The sequence below is a fragment of the Massilia sp. CF038 genome, assembly GCF_900129765.1.
Taxonomy (GTDB): Bacteria; Pseudomonadota; Gammaproteobacteria; order Burkholderiales; family Burkholderiaceae_D; genus Telluria_A.
In genome coordinates, this window is record NZ_FQWU01000001.1 from 23639 (window position 1) to 40146 (window position 16508).

The window sequence follows — 16508 nt, forward strand, 5'->3', positions numbered from 1 at the left end:
GAGGTTACCGTAACCTGAAATTACATGGACAGAGTTTATACGAAGCCGAGGTTGCGCACGCTTGAATTGTAGTTGGTCAAGTTCGGTAGCAAATCAAGCAAGTTCGAGTCCGAGATGCCCAGCCATGAACCGAGCGTGGCGGCAAGCTGCTCGACCGAGGTGGTGGGCAGCAGGCGGCCCTGGCCGACATCATCGACGCCATTGTTGGCCACCACGGGTGCGGTGCCATAGAAGCGCTGGCCCTTGACGGCGCCGCCCATCAGGAAGTGCATGCTGCCCCAGCCATGGTCGGAACCGTCGGCATTGCCTGCCATCGTGCGGCCGAAATCGGACGCCGTGAAGGTGGTGACCTTGTCGGCCACGCCCAGTTCGGCCGTGGCAGCGTAGAACGCGGCCATGGCGTTGCCGACTTTGGTCATCAGCGCCGGGTGGTCGGTCAGCATGCCGTCGTGGGTGTCGAAACCACCCATCGAGACGAAGAACACCTGACGCTTGGCGCCCAGTTCGGCGCCCACCGAAATCATGCGGGCCACCAGTTTGAGCTGGTCGCCCAGGTTGTTAGCGGTCGGGAACACGGTGGTCAGCGGCTTGGCGGCAGCCAGGGCGCCGGTCAGCACTTCATTGGCATCGATGGCGCGCTTGCTGACCTTGTTGTATTCGTTTTCCAGCGTGTGGGTACGGCTCTGGGTAATCAGGCTGCGCAGTGCGGACGAGGCGTTGGCCGAACCGAACAGGGCATTCTTGACGCCGTTGACCGGCGTCGAGCCATTGGTCGACACTTGATATTGCACTGCGGTTTTGCCGGACAAATACACCGCATTGCCAGACACGTTGACGCAGGTGAAGGTCGAGTTCGTGTTCCCGGACTGGAACAGATCGCCCATGCGGCCGCCCCAGCCGGAGGTCGCGCCTTCCGGCAGCGACGATTGCCAGACCGATTGCTGGTCATTGTGCGAGAACAGCTTGGGCGGCAGCTTGACCGATTTATTGTTGTATTGCAGTTTGGTGGTCGGCTGCACCAGGGTGCCGATATTGAGCATCACGCCCAGCTTGCCGCTGTTGAACAGCGGAATCAGGGGCGCCAGGCCGGGTGCCAGGGCGTACTGGTGGGCCGCGCCGGTGCTGTCGAGCGGCGCCACGGTTGGCTTCAGCTCGGTGGCCAGCAGCGCGTCGCGGGTGTACGCAAACGAGGGGCGAAAGCCCGTGTACAGCGCGTGGCTGGCGGTGTCATATGGCACCACGGTGTTGGCGTAGTCATTGCCGCCATACAGGAACACGCAGACCAGTGCCTTGTAATCGGTGGCGGTGGCAGCGCTTGCCTCGGCCATGGCGGCCAGGTTCAGGGCCCATGGGGTCGCCACACCAGCGAGCGAGAGGGTGCCGGCGCGTTTCAAAAACGCTCGCCGGGAAGCGGTCATTCCATCTTTATAGTTCAAGGCGAGCTCCTATTTCTGCACAATGAATTCGGGGGCGGCCATCACCATCACCAGGGCCGCGTAAATGCGGTTCAGGCGCGCCGGGTCGGTGCCCTTGGGCATGCTGTCGACGGCATTGCCGATGATGCTGATGGTCGCTTGCGACAATTGACCTGCGACCAGGACCAGATTGAGTTCATCGAGCAGCACCTGGGCCGAGTCAGCCATTGGCAGCAAAGGCGTGTAGTCAGCTTTGACGTCACCCGTCCCGCGGCTGATGATGTTCTGCATGTAGTTGATATATCCAACCACGGTCGATTCGTTGGTGATCTGGAATTCCGGTGCCACCATGTTGGCGCGGCCGATTTCCGTGTTCGGCGGCACATAGCCGGGACGGAAAAAGTTAAACACGCTGCCGGAACGCATCGGGCTTTGGCCGAGGCGGCTGGCAGGATCGGAGGTATTGCCAATCGCCCACAGATTGCCAGGCGAGCTTGCCTTGAAGGCGCGCGCCCAGGCGGTAAAGCGCAAAATCGGTTCGCGCAATTTGCCGAAGCTCGGTGCGGTCAGGCCGGCCGCGCCGCGTGCTTCCTCATCGAGCAGAATGGCGCGGATCACCGCCTTCATATCGCCCTTGACGCCATTGCCGTCGTTATTGAACGCGGTGGCCACGCGGGCGATATAGGCCGGCGATGGATTGCTGCAAACCAGACGCTGGATTAACTGGCGGCTGATGAACGGCGCCACGTTCGGGTGGGCGAAAATTGCGTCCAGCGCCATTTTCAGACTGACCACGCCGTCCGTGCCGGCAGGGATGGTGGTGCCAAGGAAGGTCTTGGCAGCCGTTTCGTGACGGGCAGCGGTCTGGGTCATGGGACGGCGCTTGAAATCGGGCACGTCCATGGTGGTATTGGTGGTGTCGTAGTTCCAGCCGGTAAACACCTTGGCCAGGCCAGTGATGTCGTCCAGGGTGTACGTTTCCAGTGCCACGCCGTTGGCGGTCTTGGGCGTGCCGTCCAGATTCAGCTGCAACAGGCCGATGGTAAACAGCTGCATGATTTCGCGCGCATAGTTCTCGTCCGGCAGGGCACCTGTTTTCGGGTTGAACTTGGCGTTGTTGCGGAAGGTGAGGTACTCGCCCATGGCCGGGCTGGTCGACACGTCCTGCAGCAGGGTGCGGTAATTGCCGAAGGCGTTCGCTTCCAGCATGTCCATGAAGGCGGCGCCAGTGAAGGCGTTCCAGCCGCTGGTAAATGCCGAAATCGAGGTGACGATGATTTCCGACAGCGCAAAGGTGACGCGCTGGCGCAGCGTGTCCGGGGCGGTGATCATCTTGACCCACAGGCAGGCATCGGCGCCCGATTCGCTGTTTTTCTTGTCGAGTGCGCCGTGGCCGCCGGCAATCAGCCAGTCCCAGCGGGTGGCGGACGGGGCCATCTTGAACTGCTCCTCGAGCCACGCGCGGTAGCCCACGGTTTGCACGCGGATCAGCTCCTCGCGCGTGGTGCCCATGGAGGACTGGGCCAGGAAGCGCGATGCTTCCGGCGCTGTGGGCGGCACAGTCGGCACGCTCTTGTCAGGTGCCAGAATGGGCGAGCCGTCGGATCCGCCGCTGCCGCCACAGGCGCTCAGGGCCACGCCCGACAACAGGGCAAGTGCGGGAACTTGCAATGCAGGCTTGTCGGCGCCGACCGTGTCCATCACATCGAGTTCGATGCTTTCGAGACAACTTTCGTGTGAATCTGGCATGAAAACCATCCTGGTGAGTAACATAACTCATGGATGGTAGATGATTAGAGGAAACTTTCCAAACTGCATCTTGTAAATATTTGTTATAAGTTAACACATCGCCGCTCGTCCCGTTTATGAGAATTTGACGAATAGTTATTCTGATATTGCAACCGCCATGCATGCGGACGGCATGTTCCGATCATGTTAAGGGGAGTAAGGGGGTGTTTGGCACGCGCAGGGTAACCCGCTGGCGCGCCCGCAAGCTGACAGTTCCCTTACAGAATGTGAAATGCATTTTTCGACTGCAATGTCGTGTTTACCCAACCACGACACGGCAAAAAAGTGCATGTGCGCTAGCGCGCCAGGGCGAACGGATCGTCGATGGTGTGGGCAGGCTCAGTGAACCATTTCGGTCCCGATTCGGTCATGTAGAAGTGGTCTTCGTGGCGTATGCCAAACTCGCCGGGAATGCAAATCATCGGCTCGTTCGAAAAACACATGCCCACGTCCAGCGGCGTGGCGTCGCTGCCCACCAGGTAGGGCCATTCGTGAATGTCCATGCCAATGCCGTGGCCTGTGCGGTGCGGCAGGCCGGGCAATTTGTAGCCGGGGCCAAAACCATTGGCCTCCAGCGAGGCGCGCGCGGCTGCGTCGACGTCGCGGCAAGGTACGCCCAGCTGGGCGGCAGCAAAAGCGGCCAGCTGCGCTTGCTTTTCCGCATTCCACACGAAGCGCTGGCGTTCGCTGATCTCGCCAAACACATAGGTGCGGGTAATGTCCGAAATATAGCCTTTGACCTGGCAGCCGGTGTCGATCAGTACCGTGTCGCCGCGCTTCAGGGTTTGCACATAGCTCACGCCATGCGGATAGGCGGTGGCCTCGCCAAACAGCACGATGCAGAAGTACGATCCCGGCGCACCGACTTTGCGGTGCGCGCGCGCAATGAAGTCAGCCACTTCCACCGTGGTGATGCCTTCGTGCAGAATGCTGGCAGCTGCCTTGTGGACTTCCAGCGTCATGTCCTTGCAGCGCTGCATGAGGGCGATTTCCGCACCCGACTTGCGCGCGCGGCAATGGGCCGTCACGCTCTTGGCGTTTTCCAGCGCATAGCCCGCAGCCAGCGGACGAATGCCGTCGGCAATGAAGAAGGCGGCGCTTTCGCAAATGCCAATCCGGGGCGGCTGCGCGGCGTTGGCAGCAATGCCCATCTTTGCCAGCACCGCAATGAACAACTGGTAGGGGCTCTCGTGCTCCTCCCAGCAATGGACCTCGCCTTCGACCAGCATGAAGTCGCGGATCGTGCTTTCCTCGAAGGCGGGCGCAATGTACGCCAGTGCGCCACGAGCCGGCAGGATCGCGCCCACCATGCGCTCGCTGGCGTACCACTTGGTACCGCTGAAGTACGTCATGTTGGTGCCGGCGTTCAGGTAGACGGCAGAAATGCCCTCGGCCTGCATGAAAGCCTGGGCGCGGGCAATGCGCGCCAGGTGTTCGTCCTTGCCAATGGCGACCATGCCGCCTGTCATGTCGGACAGGGCGGCCAGCGCCTCGTCCATGCTACTGCCGCCAATGCCCTTGCTGCCGATGTTCATACGCTTCCTTGCTATTTCTTTTCGGTGTCACTCGAAAAATTCAGTTCCGGGGTGCTGTCCTGGTCGGCCTTGTTCGGGTCTTCCGTACCGGCCGGGGGCAGCTGCATGGGCGTCTCTTCCATCGCAGGCGCGTCGATCTTCAGTTCCAGCTGTTCGGTCATGTCGACCTTTTTATCGACTGACACCAGGGTGGGGAACAGGATGATCAGCGCGACCATGATGACCTGGATTGCCACAAACGGTATTGCACCCCAATAGATGTCCGAGGTCTTGACCTCTTTCGGCGCCACCGAGCGCAAATAGAACAAAGCAAATCCGAACGGCGGGTGCATGAAGGAAGTCTGCATGTTTACGCCCAGCAGCACGCCAAACCAGATCAGATCAATCCCGAGCTTGGACGCCACCGGCCCCACCAGTGGCACCAGGATGAAGGCCAGTTCGAAAAAGTCCAGGAAGAAGGCCAGCACGAAGAACATCACATTGACCACCACCAGGAAGCCAGTGGTGCCGCCGGGCAGACCGGTGAGCAGGTGTTCGACCCACAGGTCGCCCGAGACGCCGCGGAATACCAGCGCAAACACGGTGGAACCGACCAGAATGAACATCACAAAGCACGACAGGCGGGTGGTATGGGCCATGGCCTGGCGCAGCAGGGTCCATGACAGGCGCCGGTTGATCAGGGCCACCACGATGGCGCCCACCGCGCCCATGCCACCGCCTTCGGTCGGGGTGGCGATGCCGACGAAAATGGTCCCTAGCACCAGAAAGATCAGCACCAGCGGCGGCGCCATCACGAATACGACCCGTTCGGCCATGCGCGAAAGCAGGCCCAGTTTCATGGTGCGGTTGGCCAGCGCGATCACGAATGCGACGGCAATGCCGAAGGTGGCGGCGTACACGCCCACCTGGTCGGCCGGCAAAGCAGGGTGGCTGGCACCCCAGAATGCATTGAAGCCCAGGCCCGCAGCGACGGCTGCCACCACCAGCAACAGCAGCGACACGCCGCCACTGTCGCCGTTTGGCTCGCGCAGATTGCGCGCCTCGGGCGGCAGCGTCGGCACTGCTGAAGGCTTGAACAGCGACACCGCGAGCACATAACCGGCATACATGGCCGCCAGCAAGACGCCCGGCAGGAAAGCAGCGCGGTACATATCGCCGACCGAGCGGCCCAGCTGTTCGGCCATCACGATCAGCACCAGCGATGGGGGAATGATTTGCGCCAGCGTGCCCGACGCGGCAATGACGCCACTGGCAACGCGCTTGTCGTAGCCGTAGCGCAGCATCACCGGCAGCGAAATCAAGCCCATTGAAATGACCGATGCCGCCACCACGCCGGTGGTCGCTGCAAGCAGGGCGCCAACGAAAATGACGGCGTAGGCCAGACCGCCGCGGATCGGCCCGAACAGCTGGCCGATCGTGTCAAGCAGGTCTTCCGCCATGCCCGACCTTTCCAGGATCAAGCCCATGAAGGTAAAGAAGGGGATCGCCAGCAGGGTATCGCTGGCCATGATGCCGAAGATGCGGTTGGGCAGTGCCTGCAGCAGCTCGGGCTTGAGCAAGCCCAGTTCGATGCCGACCAGGCCGAAGAACAGACCATTGGCGGCCAGCGAGAAGGCGACCGGGAAACCCGACAACAAGAAGATCACCAGGCAGCCGAACATGATCGGCGCGATATTCGCAATGAGGAATTGTTCCATGTGGGGGCTCAGTCGATCTGGTTGGCGGCTTTGATCGCGTCGATCTCGTCCTGGGGCGTGGCGGCATGCTTGGCGAATTCGTGGCCATCGATGCGGCCGGCCAGGAAGGCGATGCGTTTGATGATCTCCGAGATACCCTGCAGTACCAGCAGCAGGAAGCCAAGCGGCACCAGCAGCTTGGCAGGCCACACGATCAGCCCGCCGGCATTGCTGGACATTTCAGCGCTGCGGATCGAGAGCAGGGCGAACGGGATCCCATACCAGAGAATGAGCAGACAGACCGGGAGCAGGAACAGCACAAAGCCGAACAGATCGATCCAGACCTGGGTGCGCCTGGAGAAGCGGCCGACCACGACGTCGACCCGCACGTGTTCATCGCGCTTAAGGGTGTGGGCCGAAGCCAGCATGAAGACGGCGGCGTACAGGTACCACTGAATTTCAAGCCAGCCGTTGGAACTATAGTTGAACAGGTAGCGCACCAGGGCATTGCCGGCGCAAATGAGCACGGCAGCCAGGAGCGCCCAGCTGACCGCGCCAGCGATTTTCTCGTTGACGCTGTCGATCAGGCGGGAAAGTGACATGAACATACGGTGAAGTCTCCATTATGGTTATTTTTTTCACGTACTCATATACATCGTCCTCGCGGAGGCGGCGGTCCGACGACTCGGGACCCATGGCACAGTGACCGACTTCGATACCTGTCTATGGGTCCCCGCCTGCGCGAGGACGATGTCGTGGTACTTCTACTGCTACCACCTCATCGTCCTCGCGAAGGCGGGGACCTATAGCACCTCGGCTTCGTGTTATTTTGCTTCTAAGCTCAGGTGCCATGGGTCCCGAGTCGTCGGACCGCCGCCTCCGCGAGGACGATGTCGTGGACCTTCTATTTCTGTGTTCCTTGCTCCATCAGCTGCTTGCGCACCCGTTCAATGGCCAGGCGCACCTGGCGCGGCGCGGTGCCGCCGACATGGTCACGCGCGGCCACCGAGCCTTCCAGCGTCAGCACGGCAAACACATCGTCGTCAATCAGCGTGGAAAACGCGCGCAGGCGCTCCAGCGACATCTCCGACAGATCGCATTTGGCGTCATCGCAGGCACGCACTGCATGCGCCACTGCTTCATGCGCATCGCGGAACGGCAATCCCTTCTTGACCAGGTAGTCGGCCAGATCGGTCGCGGTGGCATACCCTTGCAGGGCAGCGGCGCGCATCGCATCCGGCTTGACCGAAATTCCGCCTGCCATGTCGGCAAAGATGCGCAGCGTGTCGATGACCGTGTCGACCGTGTCGAACAGCGGCTCCTTGTCTTCCTGGTTGTCCTTGTTGTAGGCCAGAGGCTGGCCCTTCATCAAGGTCAGCAGGCCGGTCAGGTGGCCATACACGCGCCCGGTCTTGCCGCGCGCCAGTTCCGGCACGTCCGGGTTCTTCTTTTGCGGCATGATCGACGAGCCCGTGCAGAAGCGGTCGGCAATGTCGATAAAGCCCACGCGCGGGCTCATCCAGATCACCAGTTCTTCCGACATGCGCGAGATGTGGGTCATGATCAAGGCAGCGGCAGCACAGAACTCGATGGCGAAATCGCGGTCTGATACAGCGTCGAGCGAATTGTGGCACACATCGTCAAAGCCCAGGGTGCGGGCCACGCGTTCGCGGTCGATCGGGAAGGTGGTGCCGGCCAGGGCGGCGGCGCCCAGCGGCAGGCGGTTCACGCGCTTGCGGGCGTCGAGCATGCGTTCGGCGTCGCGGCCGAACATCTCCACATAGGCCAGCATATGGTGGCCAAAGGTGATCGGCTGCGCCACTTGCATGTGGGTAAAGCCAGGCATGATGGTGTCGGCGTTCTTTTCGGCCAGGTCCGTCAGGGCGCCGCGCAGGGTGTGCAGCAGGGTGACAATGTCGTCAATGGCAGCGCGCACGTACAGGCGAATATCAGTCGCCACCTGGTCATTGCGCGAGCGGCCCGTGTGCAGGCGCTTGCCGGCGTCGCCTACCAGTTCGGTCAGGCGTTTTTCGATGTTCAGATGAACGTCTTCCAGGTCCAGCAGCCATTCAAAGCTGCCGGCTTCGATTTCGGCCTTGATCTGGGCCATGCCGCGCTCGATTTCGGCGCGGTCGGCCGCGCTGATGATGCCCTGGGCCGCCAGCATCTCGGCATGCGCCAGCGAACCGGCAATGTCAAACAGGGCCAGGCGTTTATCGAAGAAGACAGAAGCGGTGTAGCGTTTGACGAGGTCGGAAACAGGTTCGGAAAAGCGCGCCGACCAGGCTTCGCCCTTCTTGGAGAGTTGTGCGGTCATGTGGGAGGGTTCCTTTGATTTACCTGATTATAAACAAGGTCCGCAGCCTTGGTAAAAAACCCGCCCGGGCCAAAAGTGCAAAGGAACGTGATTGTTCTTCCTTTCGACGGTAGAATTGTTTTTTTACCCGGATTCTCTCCACCATGGCCAGCACGTCCACTTTACAGATCAGCACCGACCGCTCCGAACTCGATGTACCGCTGATTTACCGCTTCCTGAGCGAGCAATCGACCTGGGCCGTGGGTATCTCGCGCGCCATTGTCGACCGGGCCATCGAAAATTCGCTGTGCTTCGGCGGCTACGTCGATGGCCGCCAGGTGGCTTTTGCCCGCGTCGTCACCGACTACGCCACCTTTGGCAACCTGGTCGATGTGTTCGTTATCCCCGAATTCCGGGGGCGCGGCTACAGCAAAGAGATCATGAAAGCGGTCATGGCCCATCCCAGCCTGAAGGGCTTGCGCCGCTTCATGCTGGCCACGGGCGACGCCCACGGCCTGTACGCCCAATTCGGCTTTACCGCGCCGCAGCGGCCCGAAACGCTGATGGAGCGCTACTTCCCCAACATTTACGTCAGCTGATCAATCGAGCGGGCGGCCTGCCAGCAGGCTGACCAGGCTTTTCCATGGCCCGATGGCCATCGACACTTCGTAACTGGCTTGCTGCAATAGCAGCAGCACCAGCAAAATCACATACGGCGCGCGCACCTTGCCGGCGCGCCAATCGTTCACGATCAGGGCCACCGCAATCAGCGCCGCCGCCAGATAGCTCAGATGGAAGGCTTGGGCAAAGGTGGCGCCATCGGGCATCACAAAATGCCCGAGTGCGCGCGACAGGGCTGGCGGCAGCAAGGGCAGGGCGGTACAGCTCATATATCTTGCATGCAGCTGGACATCGCGCCGGTGCACGATCGCCATCAGGTAGGCGAACACAAAGAACCCCACTGAACTGATGTCGACAAACGCCAGACGGGGGCCGAAGCGGCGTGAAAAGCCGCCTTCGCCGGTCAGCATGGCATGCACGATCATCAGACCCGAGACCACAAACAGCGCTGCCAGCACGATCGACGCTTTGCCGACAGCACGGTGCAGCGCCAGCTTGCGCTGGCGCATCAGATAGCTTTGACCGATCAGCAGCAGCATCCACAGCGTGGCAATGGCGCCGTGGAACTGGTGCGCGAACTGGCCGCTGCCCAGCTTGCTGTAGTACGAGGGGAAGAAGCCGACCAGGGCGGTCAGCAGAAGCAGGATGAAATACAGCGGCGCGTCGCTGTAGAAGGGCGAGGTGCGAGCGTGCATCGGGGGCTCCCTGAGGAAGTTGTCATGTTGACAATCCACTCAGGGTAGCACCGTTTCACGAAAAAATCACTGCCAAACCATCAGGCAGGGTGGAATCAGCAACACCATGGCCATCACAAAGTACATCAGTTGCAGCGGCACCATCCACTTGGCCCAGGTAATCCAGGGAATCCTGGCCAGGGTCAGCACGCCCACGGTGATGCCCGAGGTGGGGATCATCGGCGTGGTCAGTTCGCCCAGCTGGTAAGCCAGGATCGCGGTCTGCCGCGTCACGCCCACCAGGTCTGCCAGCGGCGCCATGATCGGCATGGTCAGCGCAGCCTGACCGGTGCCGGAATGGATGAAGAAGTTCACCACCGTCTGAATCACGAACATCTTCTGCGCCGCGATGATCGGGCTGGCCGACTGCACCAGCGGCATCAGGCCGTGCAGCATGGTGTCGATGATGTGTGCGTCGCGGGCCAGCACCACGGTGCCCTTGGCCAGTGCGATGACCAGCCCGGTGGTCACCAGGTCCTTGGCGCCCTGAATAAAGGCGGCGACGAATTCATCGGACGACAAGCGTCCAACGGCGCCAATGACGATGGCCATGACCAGGAACAGGGCGGCGATTTCGTTGATGAACCACTCGTAGCGGGTCACGCCCACCAGCATCGCGACCATGAAGCCGACGAACAGAGCCAGCACCAGGCTGTGGGTGCGCGTCATGCGTTCGAAGCCGTCCACGCTGACCATTTTCTCCTTGCGCTTCTCCTGGTCGATCAGGTAGGTCGGGCTCAACTCCGGACGGCGCTTGATGCGCGCTGCGTACCACATCATGAAGCCGGCGGTGATCGCCGTGGCGACTGACCAGACCAGGATCCGGTAACCCATGCCGGAATACAGGGGGAGGCCGGCGATGCCTTGCGCGACGCCCACGTTGAAGGGGTTCATGAAGGCGGTGGCAAATCCCACCTGCGAGCCGACGAAGGGAATCGACACGCCGACCACCGAGTCGTAGCCAAGCGCCAGCGCCAGCGGTACAAAAATCAGCACGAAGGGAATCGCTTCTTCGCTCATGCCGAAGGTGGCCCCGCCAATCGAGAACATGGTGATGAACACGGGGATCATGGTGGCGCGCACGAAGGCCGAGCGGGTGTGCGCCTTGGCCACGGTCTTGATCATCGAATCAATCGCCTCGGTGCGCTGCAGGACCGAAAACGTGCCACCCGCGATGAGCACGAAGGCGATGATCTGCGCCGCTTCGACGAAGCCTTTGATGGGCGCCATCATCAGCGCCACAAAGCCCTGTGGATTGCTGGCGATGTACTGGAACGAGGCTGGGTCGATGCGTGGTTTGCCGTCGACCATGACGGTGCCGTACTGTCCGCCGGGCACCAGCCAGGTCGAGATGGCGATCATCGCCAAAATCATGAACAGCAGGACGAAGGTATTGGGGAGGCGCAGCTTCATGGTTATTGGCTCAGCAGTTTGCCGGCGCGGAAGGCGACCGGTCCGGCGATCTTACCGACCTGCATGCCACGCAGCAGGTGGCGGTGGGCGGTACGCGCAAAGAACACGCCCGCGACTTTGGTATGCAAGGTGGTGGTGGCGCCGCTGACCGGGTCGATCAAGTCGGCAATCGCGTCACCGGCGGCGACTTTGTCACCCAGCGCCTTGAGGAACACCAGAACGCCCGCATGCGGGGCCGCGATCGGCTCCACGCCTTCCAGCGGCGTGGCGGCGCACAGCGGCGCCGGCATCGGATCGGGTGTCCCGTCCAGCACACCCACGTGGGTCAGGTAATTGATCAGGGCACGCGCATCGTTGCGCGCGTAGTCGTAAGCGACATCCATCTCGCCGCGCAGCTCCACCGTGACCGACATGCACGCAGGCGGTAACGGGAAGGCGGGACCGAAATGGGCGGCCAGGTCCCACCACAGGCGGCTGCACGCTTCGTCGAACGGCTCTTCGCCTGCTTCCAGTGCCAGCAGCAGGGCATGCGCGCCCAGGTAGGCCGATAACGGCGCGGCCGCCTCGGCCAGCGGCGTGCCGGCGTAAATATGCAGCACTGCCTCGTTATCGCAATGCAGATCGAGCACGATGTCGGCGTCAATGGCCAGGCCGAGCAGGGTCTTCTTCAGCGTGTCGGCATCGGTCGACGGCACCCATGCGGCCACCGAATCGCGGGCATGCGCGCGCACCAGGGCGACATTGGCCTCGGCGCTGTCCGTCAACAGGCCGGACAGCGATTTTTTCAAGTCTTCGGCCACATGCTTGTAAGCGCGGTTGAAATTGATGCCGGTGGTCAGGTCAAAGCGGCCAAAGGGCGCACCTTGAATGGCTTGCGCCAGGCCGATCGGATTGGCTGCGGGCACCAGCACGATTTCGCCACGGATTTTGCCGGCCGCTTCCAGGGCCTCGAATTCGGTGCGCAGGAACTGGGCGACCAGCATGCCCGGTACTTCGTCGGCATGCAGTGCGCCCTGAATGTATACCTTCTTGCCCGAACCGGGCGTGCCGTAGTGAAAACTGGTCAGCGTGGGCGACATGCTGCCGCCGGCCGGAGAGAGAGGATGTTTTTGTGATTGCATGAGTCAGGTAGGTGTTGGTGCGGTTGGCCGACAGTGTGGCATGAAAGAATTATGTCTCATTTTTTTCATTCAGTCCACGCATGTAAAAAATTTTTCAGAAAAACGTTGAGTTTTTGTTTTGATGCCGGTACAGTCAATGACATCTTGCAATTAGTCTTACAGTACAGGACCGCCATGAAGTCGACCCCGCCCGCCAGTCAACGCGATTATGCCTCGCCCGAGATCGCATTTGCAGAATCCTCGCTTGGCGAATCGCTGCTCAAGATCCTCGCCGAGGGCTCGGTCTCGAACCGCGCCATTGCCGACTACCTGCTGCGCAACCAGGTGCGCGTGACGGCGCTTGGCATTGAGGAGCTGGCCGACAACTGCCAGGTCTCGACTGCCACCATCAGCCGCTTTGCGCGCGAACTCGGTTTCAAGAACTACGCAGCCATGCGCAACGAGATCGCCACCACCTTGCAGTCGGTCCTGCAGCCGGTCGACAAGCTGCGTAATAATATCGCGCGCCGGGCCGGCGCCACCGCACCTGCGCTCGAGAGCCTGGAGTATGCCGCCGCCAATGTCAAGGCAGCCGGCCAGGCGCTTGACCTGCGTGAGCTGGACAAGATCGTCAAGGTGCTGACCGCGGCGCGCTCGGTGTATGTGATGGGCTTTGGCCTGTCGTCGCAGCTGGCGGGCATGCTGTCGCTGCACCTGCAGCCGTTCTGCCAGCAGGTGATCGAGGTGGCAGGACCGGGCGGCACCGAAGTGGCAGCCGGCCACCTGGCCAATATCACCAAAGATGACGTGCTGGTGGTGATCTCGTTCCCGCGCTATTCGCTTGATGTGATCCGCCTGGCCGGCTTTGCGCGCGCGCGCGACGCCTGTGTGGTGTCGATTACCGATTCGCCGGCGTCGGCCCTGGCCGGCGTGGCCACTTACGCGCTGTACGCGCAATCGACCCATCCTGTCCTGCCGAGCAGCGCGACCGCGGCCATTGCCGTGATCGAAGCGCTGGTGGTGTCGCTGATGGTATCGAACAAGGACAACGTCGCCAAGGCAGCCCGCCTGACTGACGCCATTTCGGCCTGGTTGTACGGCGCCGATCCCGTTTTTGACAGCAGCACCGACGGCACCCGTCGTTCCCAGCCCCGCCCCAAGAAGCAGGTAATAAAACCACAGGAGTAACAACATGAGTCAGCACTACAAAAAGCAGCCCGCGAGGACTGCTCTGGCCGCCGCATTGTCCGCCGCTTTTGGCCTGATGCCTTTCCAGGCGCACGCCCAGGAGGCGGAAGCGCCAAAGATTCAACGCGTCGAGATCACGGGTTCGTCCATCAAGCGCCTTGAAAACGAGACCGCGCTGCCGGTCCAGGTGATCAAGCGCGAAGACATCGACAAGAGCGGTGTGACCACTGCCGCTGAACTGCTCAAGAACATCAGCGCCAATACCGCGCCGCTGTCGGACGGTGCCAGCATCACCGACGGCACGTCCGGCCAGCGCGGCTTCAACGGTGCCAATCTGCGCGGTCTGGGCGTATCGTCCACGCTGGTGCTGCTCAATGGCCGCCGCCTGGCCAACTTCGCTTCGCCAGGCGACAACGCCGGCGTTGACTTGAATAATATCCCGGCTGGGGCGATTGCCCGGGTCGAAATTCTGAAAGACGGCGCTTCGGCCATCTATGGCACCGACGCCATTGGCGGCGTGATCAACTTCATCACCCGCAAGGATTATCAGGGCGTGGACCTGAACGCGTCGGTGGCAGGCACCCAGGAAGGCGGCGCAGGCAAGCGCACGGCCAGCATCAGCGGCGGCCTGGGCGACCTGTCGACCGACCGTTTCAATGTGTTTGGCGTGCTGGATGTGCAAAAACTGCAGTCGCTGCGCTCAAGCCAGCGCGACTTCATCGCCGAACGGCCGCTGGCATCGAACCTGCCGGCTCTGATGTCGAGTAATACCTACCCGGCCAATATCGATATCTCCAGCGCTCAGCGCAATGCCCTGATCAATGCGGGCGCGCTGCCGGCGGGTGCCACCCGCACCCGCGTCAATCCAAGTGCGCCAGGCTGCAGCGGCCCGGCCACCGTGTACGCGCCGCAGGGTCCGGGCGGGCCACTGGGTTGCAGCTACGACTACATGCAGGATACCGAGCTGTATCCGGAGTCGAGCAAAATCGGCTTCATCGGCCGCGCCACCTTCCAGGTCACACCCGATCACCAGGTGTTTGCAGAACTGGTGCAGTCGCAGGCCAAGAGCCGCTATGTGCTGAGCCCGAACCCGATCCGCATCCGCAATCTGGCGGTCAACCGCCTGCCGGCAAACTACGCCAGCGCACTCTCGGGTGCCGGGCTGCCGACGACCGTGAGCGGCATCCGCTACCGCATGGAAGAAGCGGGCAACCGTACCAATGAGGTGGAAAGCACCGCCCAGCGCCTGGTATTGGGCGCCAATGGCAGTGTGGCAGGCTGGGACTATGACGTCGGCGTGTCGCGCGCCGAAAACCGCGCGGTGGACAAGTACGTTGACGGCTACGTATTGTTCGACCAGTTTGAAGCCGGTGTGCGCTCTGGCGCGATCAACCCGTTCGGGCCATCGAGCCAGGCAGGGCGCGATCTGATCAACAGCATCAAGATCAATAACGAGGCCCGCAAGTCGAAGGGCATTTCGACTTCGGTCGACGGAAAAATGTCGCGCAGCCTGATGGCACTGGACGGGGGCGACCTGGCCATTGCCGTGGGCGGCGAAGCGCGGCGCGAAAAGACCAGCTTCACGCCATCGGCACTGCTGCTGTCAAATAACATCGCCGGTGACCGCGGAACCGGCTCGGCCGAATTGACGGCCACCGCTGACAGCCGCCGCGTATGGTCACTGTTCACCGAACTCAATGCGCCGTTGAGCAAGACGCTGGAAGTGCAACTGGCTGTGCGCCATGACGACTACAGCCAGGTGGGCGGCACCACCAATCCAAAAATCGGCGTGCGCTGGCAGCCGGCGGCCAGCGTGCTGCTGCGCGCCTCGGCCAATACGGGCTTCCGCGCGCCGTCGCTGTCGGATTTGAACCGTCCGGCCACCTTTGGCAGCGCGGCCAGCTTCCTGACCGATCCCCAGTGCGTGGCCGATGGCCTGGACACGATTGATGGCTGTACCGACCAGTATCCGGTCGAGCGCCGTTCCAACCCCGACCTGAAGCCGGAAACCTCGCGCCAGTTCGCGCTGGGCGCGGTGTGGGATGTGAGCAAGCAGCTCAACCTCTCGGTCGACTACTGGAACATCCAGAAAAAGGACGTCATCAGCACGCTGGGCGAGCAGATCATCGTCGATAGCCCGGATAAATACAACGGCAAATACATCCAGCGCGACGACGACGGCTTCATCACCAACATCCTGCTGCAGAAGGAGAATCAGGGCCAGCTCAATACCTCCGGTCTGGACTTCGGGCTCGATTACAAGACCGCCGCCGCACCGGAAGGGCGCTTCAGCATCAACATGAGCGGGACGCTGGTGCTAAAATACGACCGTCAGTTCGGACCGCTGGAAGCGGAGCGCAGCAATCTTGGCCTGTTCCTGAATGACCAGGTGATCCAGAAATGGCGTCACCGCATCAGTTTCGGCTATGACCGCGGCCCGCTCAGCGTGACGCTGGCAAACCAGTATTCGTCGTCGTACACGGACCAGAACACCACGTACGATCCGGCTAGCGACAGCGTGCTGCCGTCGCGCAGGGTCAAGGCGTACTCGCTGTGGGACATGACTGCCAGTTACGCGGTTAGTAAACAGATCAAGCTCCGGTTGGGCGTGCTGAACTTGCTCGACACGGCGCCGCCGTTTTCTAATCAAGCGTATTACTTCCTGGCCGGGTATGATCCTACGTATACCGACCCGCGTGGACGCAGTGCGTTCCTGAGCTTGAACTATTCATTCAAATAGAA

General features: G+C 61.7%; 12 protein-coding genes. 3 read left to right on the plus strand and 9 right to left on the minus strand.

The features are described from left to right. Positions 1-35 precede the first annotated feature (35 nt). The 6 genes from BUC24_RS00115 to argH all read right to left on the minus strand — a co-directional run bounded on the left by BUC24_RS00115 (position 36) and on the right by argH (position 8731). Positions 36-1418: a DUF1501 domain-containing protein gene (locus tag BUC24_RS00115; RefSeq protein WP_073212077.1), complete on the minus strand. Its 1383-nt coding sequence runs from the start codon at positions 1416-1418 to the stop codon at positions 36-38. Between the two features lie 27 nt (positions 1419-1445). Beyond that, positions 1446-3164, minus strand: a complete 1719-nt coding sequence (locus BUC24_RS00120) for a DUF1800 domain-containing protein (RefSeq protein WP_083598808.1) — start codon at positions 3162-3164, stop codon at positions 1446-1448. Positions 3165-3499: 335 nt separating this feature from the next. After that, on the minus strand, positions 3500-4738 hold the full coding sequence (locus BUC24_RS00125) for a M24 family metallopeptidase (RefSeq protein ID WP_073212078.1): 1239 nt from the start codon (positions 4736-4738) through the stop codon (positions 3500-3502). 11 nt (positions 4739-4749) lie between these two features. Next, positions 4750-6435, minus strand: a complete 1686-nt coding sequence (locus tag BUC24_RS00130; protein WP_073212079.1) for a TRAP transporter large permease — start codon at positions 6433-6435, stop codon at positions 4750-4752. A gap of 8 nt (positions 6436-6443) precedes the next feature. Beyond that, complete coding sequence (locus tag BUC24_RS00135) at positions 6444-7016, minus strand: TRAP transporter small permease subunit (protein ID WP_073214529.1); 573 nt, start codon at positions 7014-7016, stop codon at positions 6444-6446. A gap of 302 nt (positions 7017-7318) precedes the next feature. Further along, entirely contained in the window at positions 7319-8731 is a 1413-nt protein-coding gene (gene argH, locus BUC24_RS00140; RefSeq protein ID WP_073212080.1) for an argininosuccinate lyase, read from the minus strand. 143 nt (positions 8732-8874) lie between these two features. Here argH and BUC24_RS00145 point away from each other — a divergent pair, with 143 nt between their 5' ends. Then, positions 8875-9309 carry a GNAT family N-acetyltransferase gene (locus tag BUC24_RS00145; RefSeq protein ID WP_073212081.1) on the plus strand — a complete coding sequence of 145 codons (435 nt, stop codon included), beginning with the start codon at positions 8875-8877 and terminating at the stop codon, positions 9307-9309. On the opposite strand, the gene BUC24_RS00150 is transcribed toward BUC24_RS00145, so the two are convergent. The 3 genes from BUC24_RS00150 to BUC24_RS00160 all read right to left on the minus strand — a co-directional run bounded on the left by BUC24_RS00150 (position 9310) and on the right by BUC24_RS00160 (position 12599). Beyond that, a complete protein-coding gene (locus BUC24_RS00150; protein ID WP_073212082.1) occupies positions 9310-10026 on the minus strand; it encodes a hypothetical protein in 717 nt (238 codons plus the stop codon). Between the two features lie 66 nt (positions 10027-10092). After that, entirely contained in the window at positions 10093-11478 is a 1386-nt protein-coding gene (locus BUC24_RS00155; protein ID WP_073212083.1) for a YfcC family protein, read from the minus strand. A gap of 2 nt (positions 11479-11480) precedes the next feature. Then, positions 11481-12599, minus strand: coding sequence for a succinylglutamate desuccinylase/aspartoacylase family protein (locus BUC24_RS00160; protein WP_073212084.1), 1119 nt, complete (start codon positions 12597-12599; stop codon positions 11481-11483). A 174-nt stretch (positions 12600-12773) separates the two neighbouring features. Here BUC24_RS00160 and BUC24_RS00165 point away from each other — a divergent pair, with 174 nt between their 5' ends. Both BUC24_RS00165 and BUC24_RS00170 read left to right on the plus strand, forming a co-directional pair. Next, a complete protein-coding gene (locus BUC24_RS00165) occupies positions 12774-13766 on the plus strand; it encodes a MurR/RpiR family transcriptional regulator (RefSeq protein ID WP_073212085.1) in 993 nt (330 codons plus the stop codon). A gap of 4 nt (positions 13767-13770) precedes the next feature. Continuing rightward, positions 13771-16506, plus strand: a complete 2736-nt coding sequence (locus tag BUC24_RS00170; RefSeq protein ID WP_073212086.1) for a TonB-dependent receptor — start codon at positions 13771-13773, stop codon at positions 16504-16506. Positions 16507-16508: the final 2 nt, after the last annotated feature.

Excerpts from the sequence above, each read along its gene's own strand:
- BUC24_RS00115 (WP_073212077.1), bottom strand. The coding sequence starts at position 1,418 with ATGACCGCTTCCCGGCGAGCGTTTTTGAAACGCGCCGGCACCCTCTCG.
- BUC24_RS00120 (WP_083598808.1), bottom strand. The coding sequence starts at position 3,164 with ATGCCAGATTCACACGAAAGTTGTCTCGAAAGCATCGAACTCGATGTG.
- BUC24_RS00125 (WP_073212078.1), bottom strand. The coding sequence starts at position 4,738 with ATGAACATCGGCAGCAAGGGCATTGGCGGCAGTAGCATGGACGAGGCG.
- BUC24_RS00130 (WP_073212079.1), bottom strand. The coding sequence starts at position 6,435 with ATGGAACAATTCCTCATTGCGAATATCGCGCCGATCATGTTCGGCTGC.
- BUC24_RS00135 (WP_073214529.1), bottom strand. The coding sequence starts at position 7,016 with ATGTCACTTTCCCGCCTGATCGACAGCGTCAACGAGAAAATCGCTGGC.
- argH (WP_073212080.1), bottom strand. The coding sequence starts at position 8,731 with ATGACCGCACAACTCTCCAAGAAGGGCGAAGCCTGGTCGGCGCGCTTT.
- BUC24_RS00145 (WP_073212081.1), top strand. The coding sequence starts at position 8,875 with ATGGCCAGCACGTCCACTTTACAGATCAGCACCGACCGCTCCGAACTC.
- BUC24_RS00150 (WP_073212082.1), bottom strand. The coding sequence starts at position 10,026 with ATGCACGCTCGCACCTCGCCCTTCTACAGCGACGCGCCGCTGTATTTC.
- BUC24_RS00155 (WP_073212083.1), bottom strand. The coding sequence starts at position 11,478 with ATGAAGCTGCGCCTCCCCAATACCTTCGTCCTGCTGTTCATGATTTTG.
- BUC24_RS00160 (WP_073212084.1), bottom strand. The coding sequence starts at position 12,599 with ATGCAATCACAAAAACATCCTCTCTCTCCGGCCGGCGGCAGCATGTCG.
- BUC24_RS00165 (WP_073212085.1), top strand. The coding sequence starts at position 12,774 with ATGAAGTCGACCCCGCCCGCCAGTCAACGCGATTATGCCTCGCCCGAG.
- BUC24_RS00170 (WP_073212086.1), top strand. The coding sequence starts at position 13,771 with ATGAGTCAGCACTACAAAAAGCAGCCCGCGAGGACTGCTCTGGCCGCC.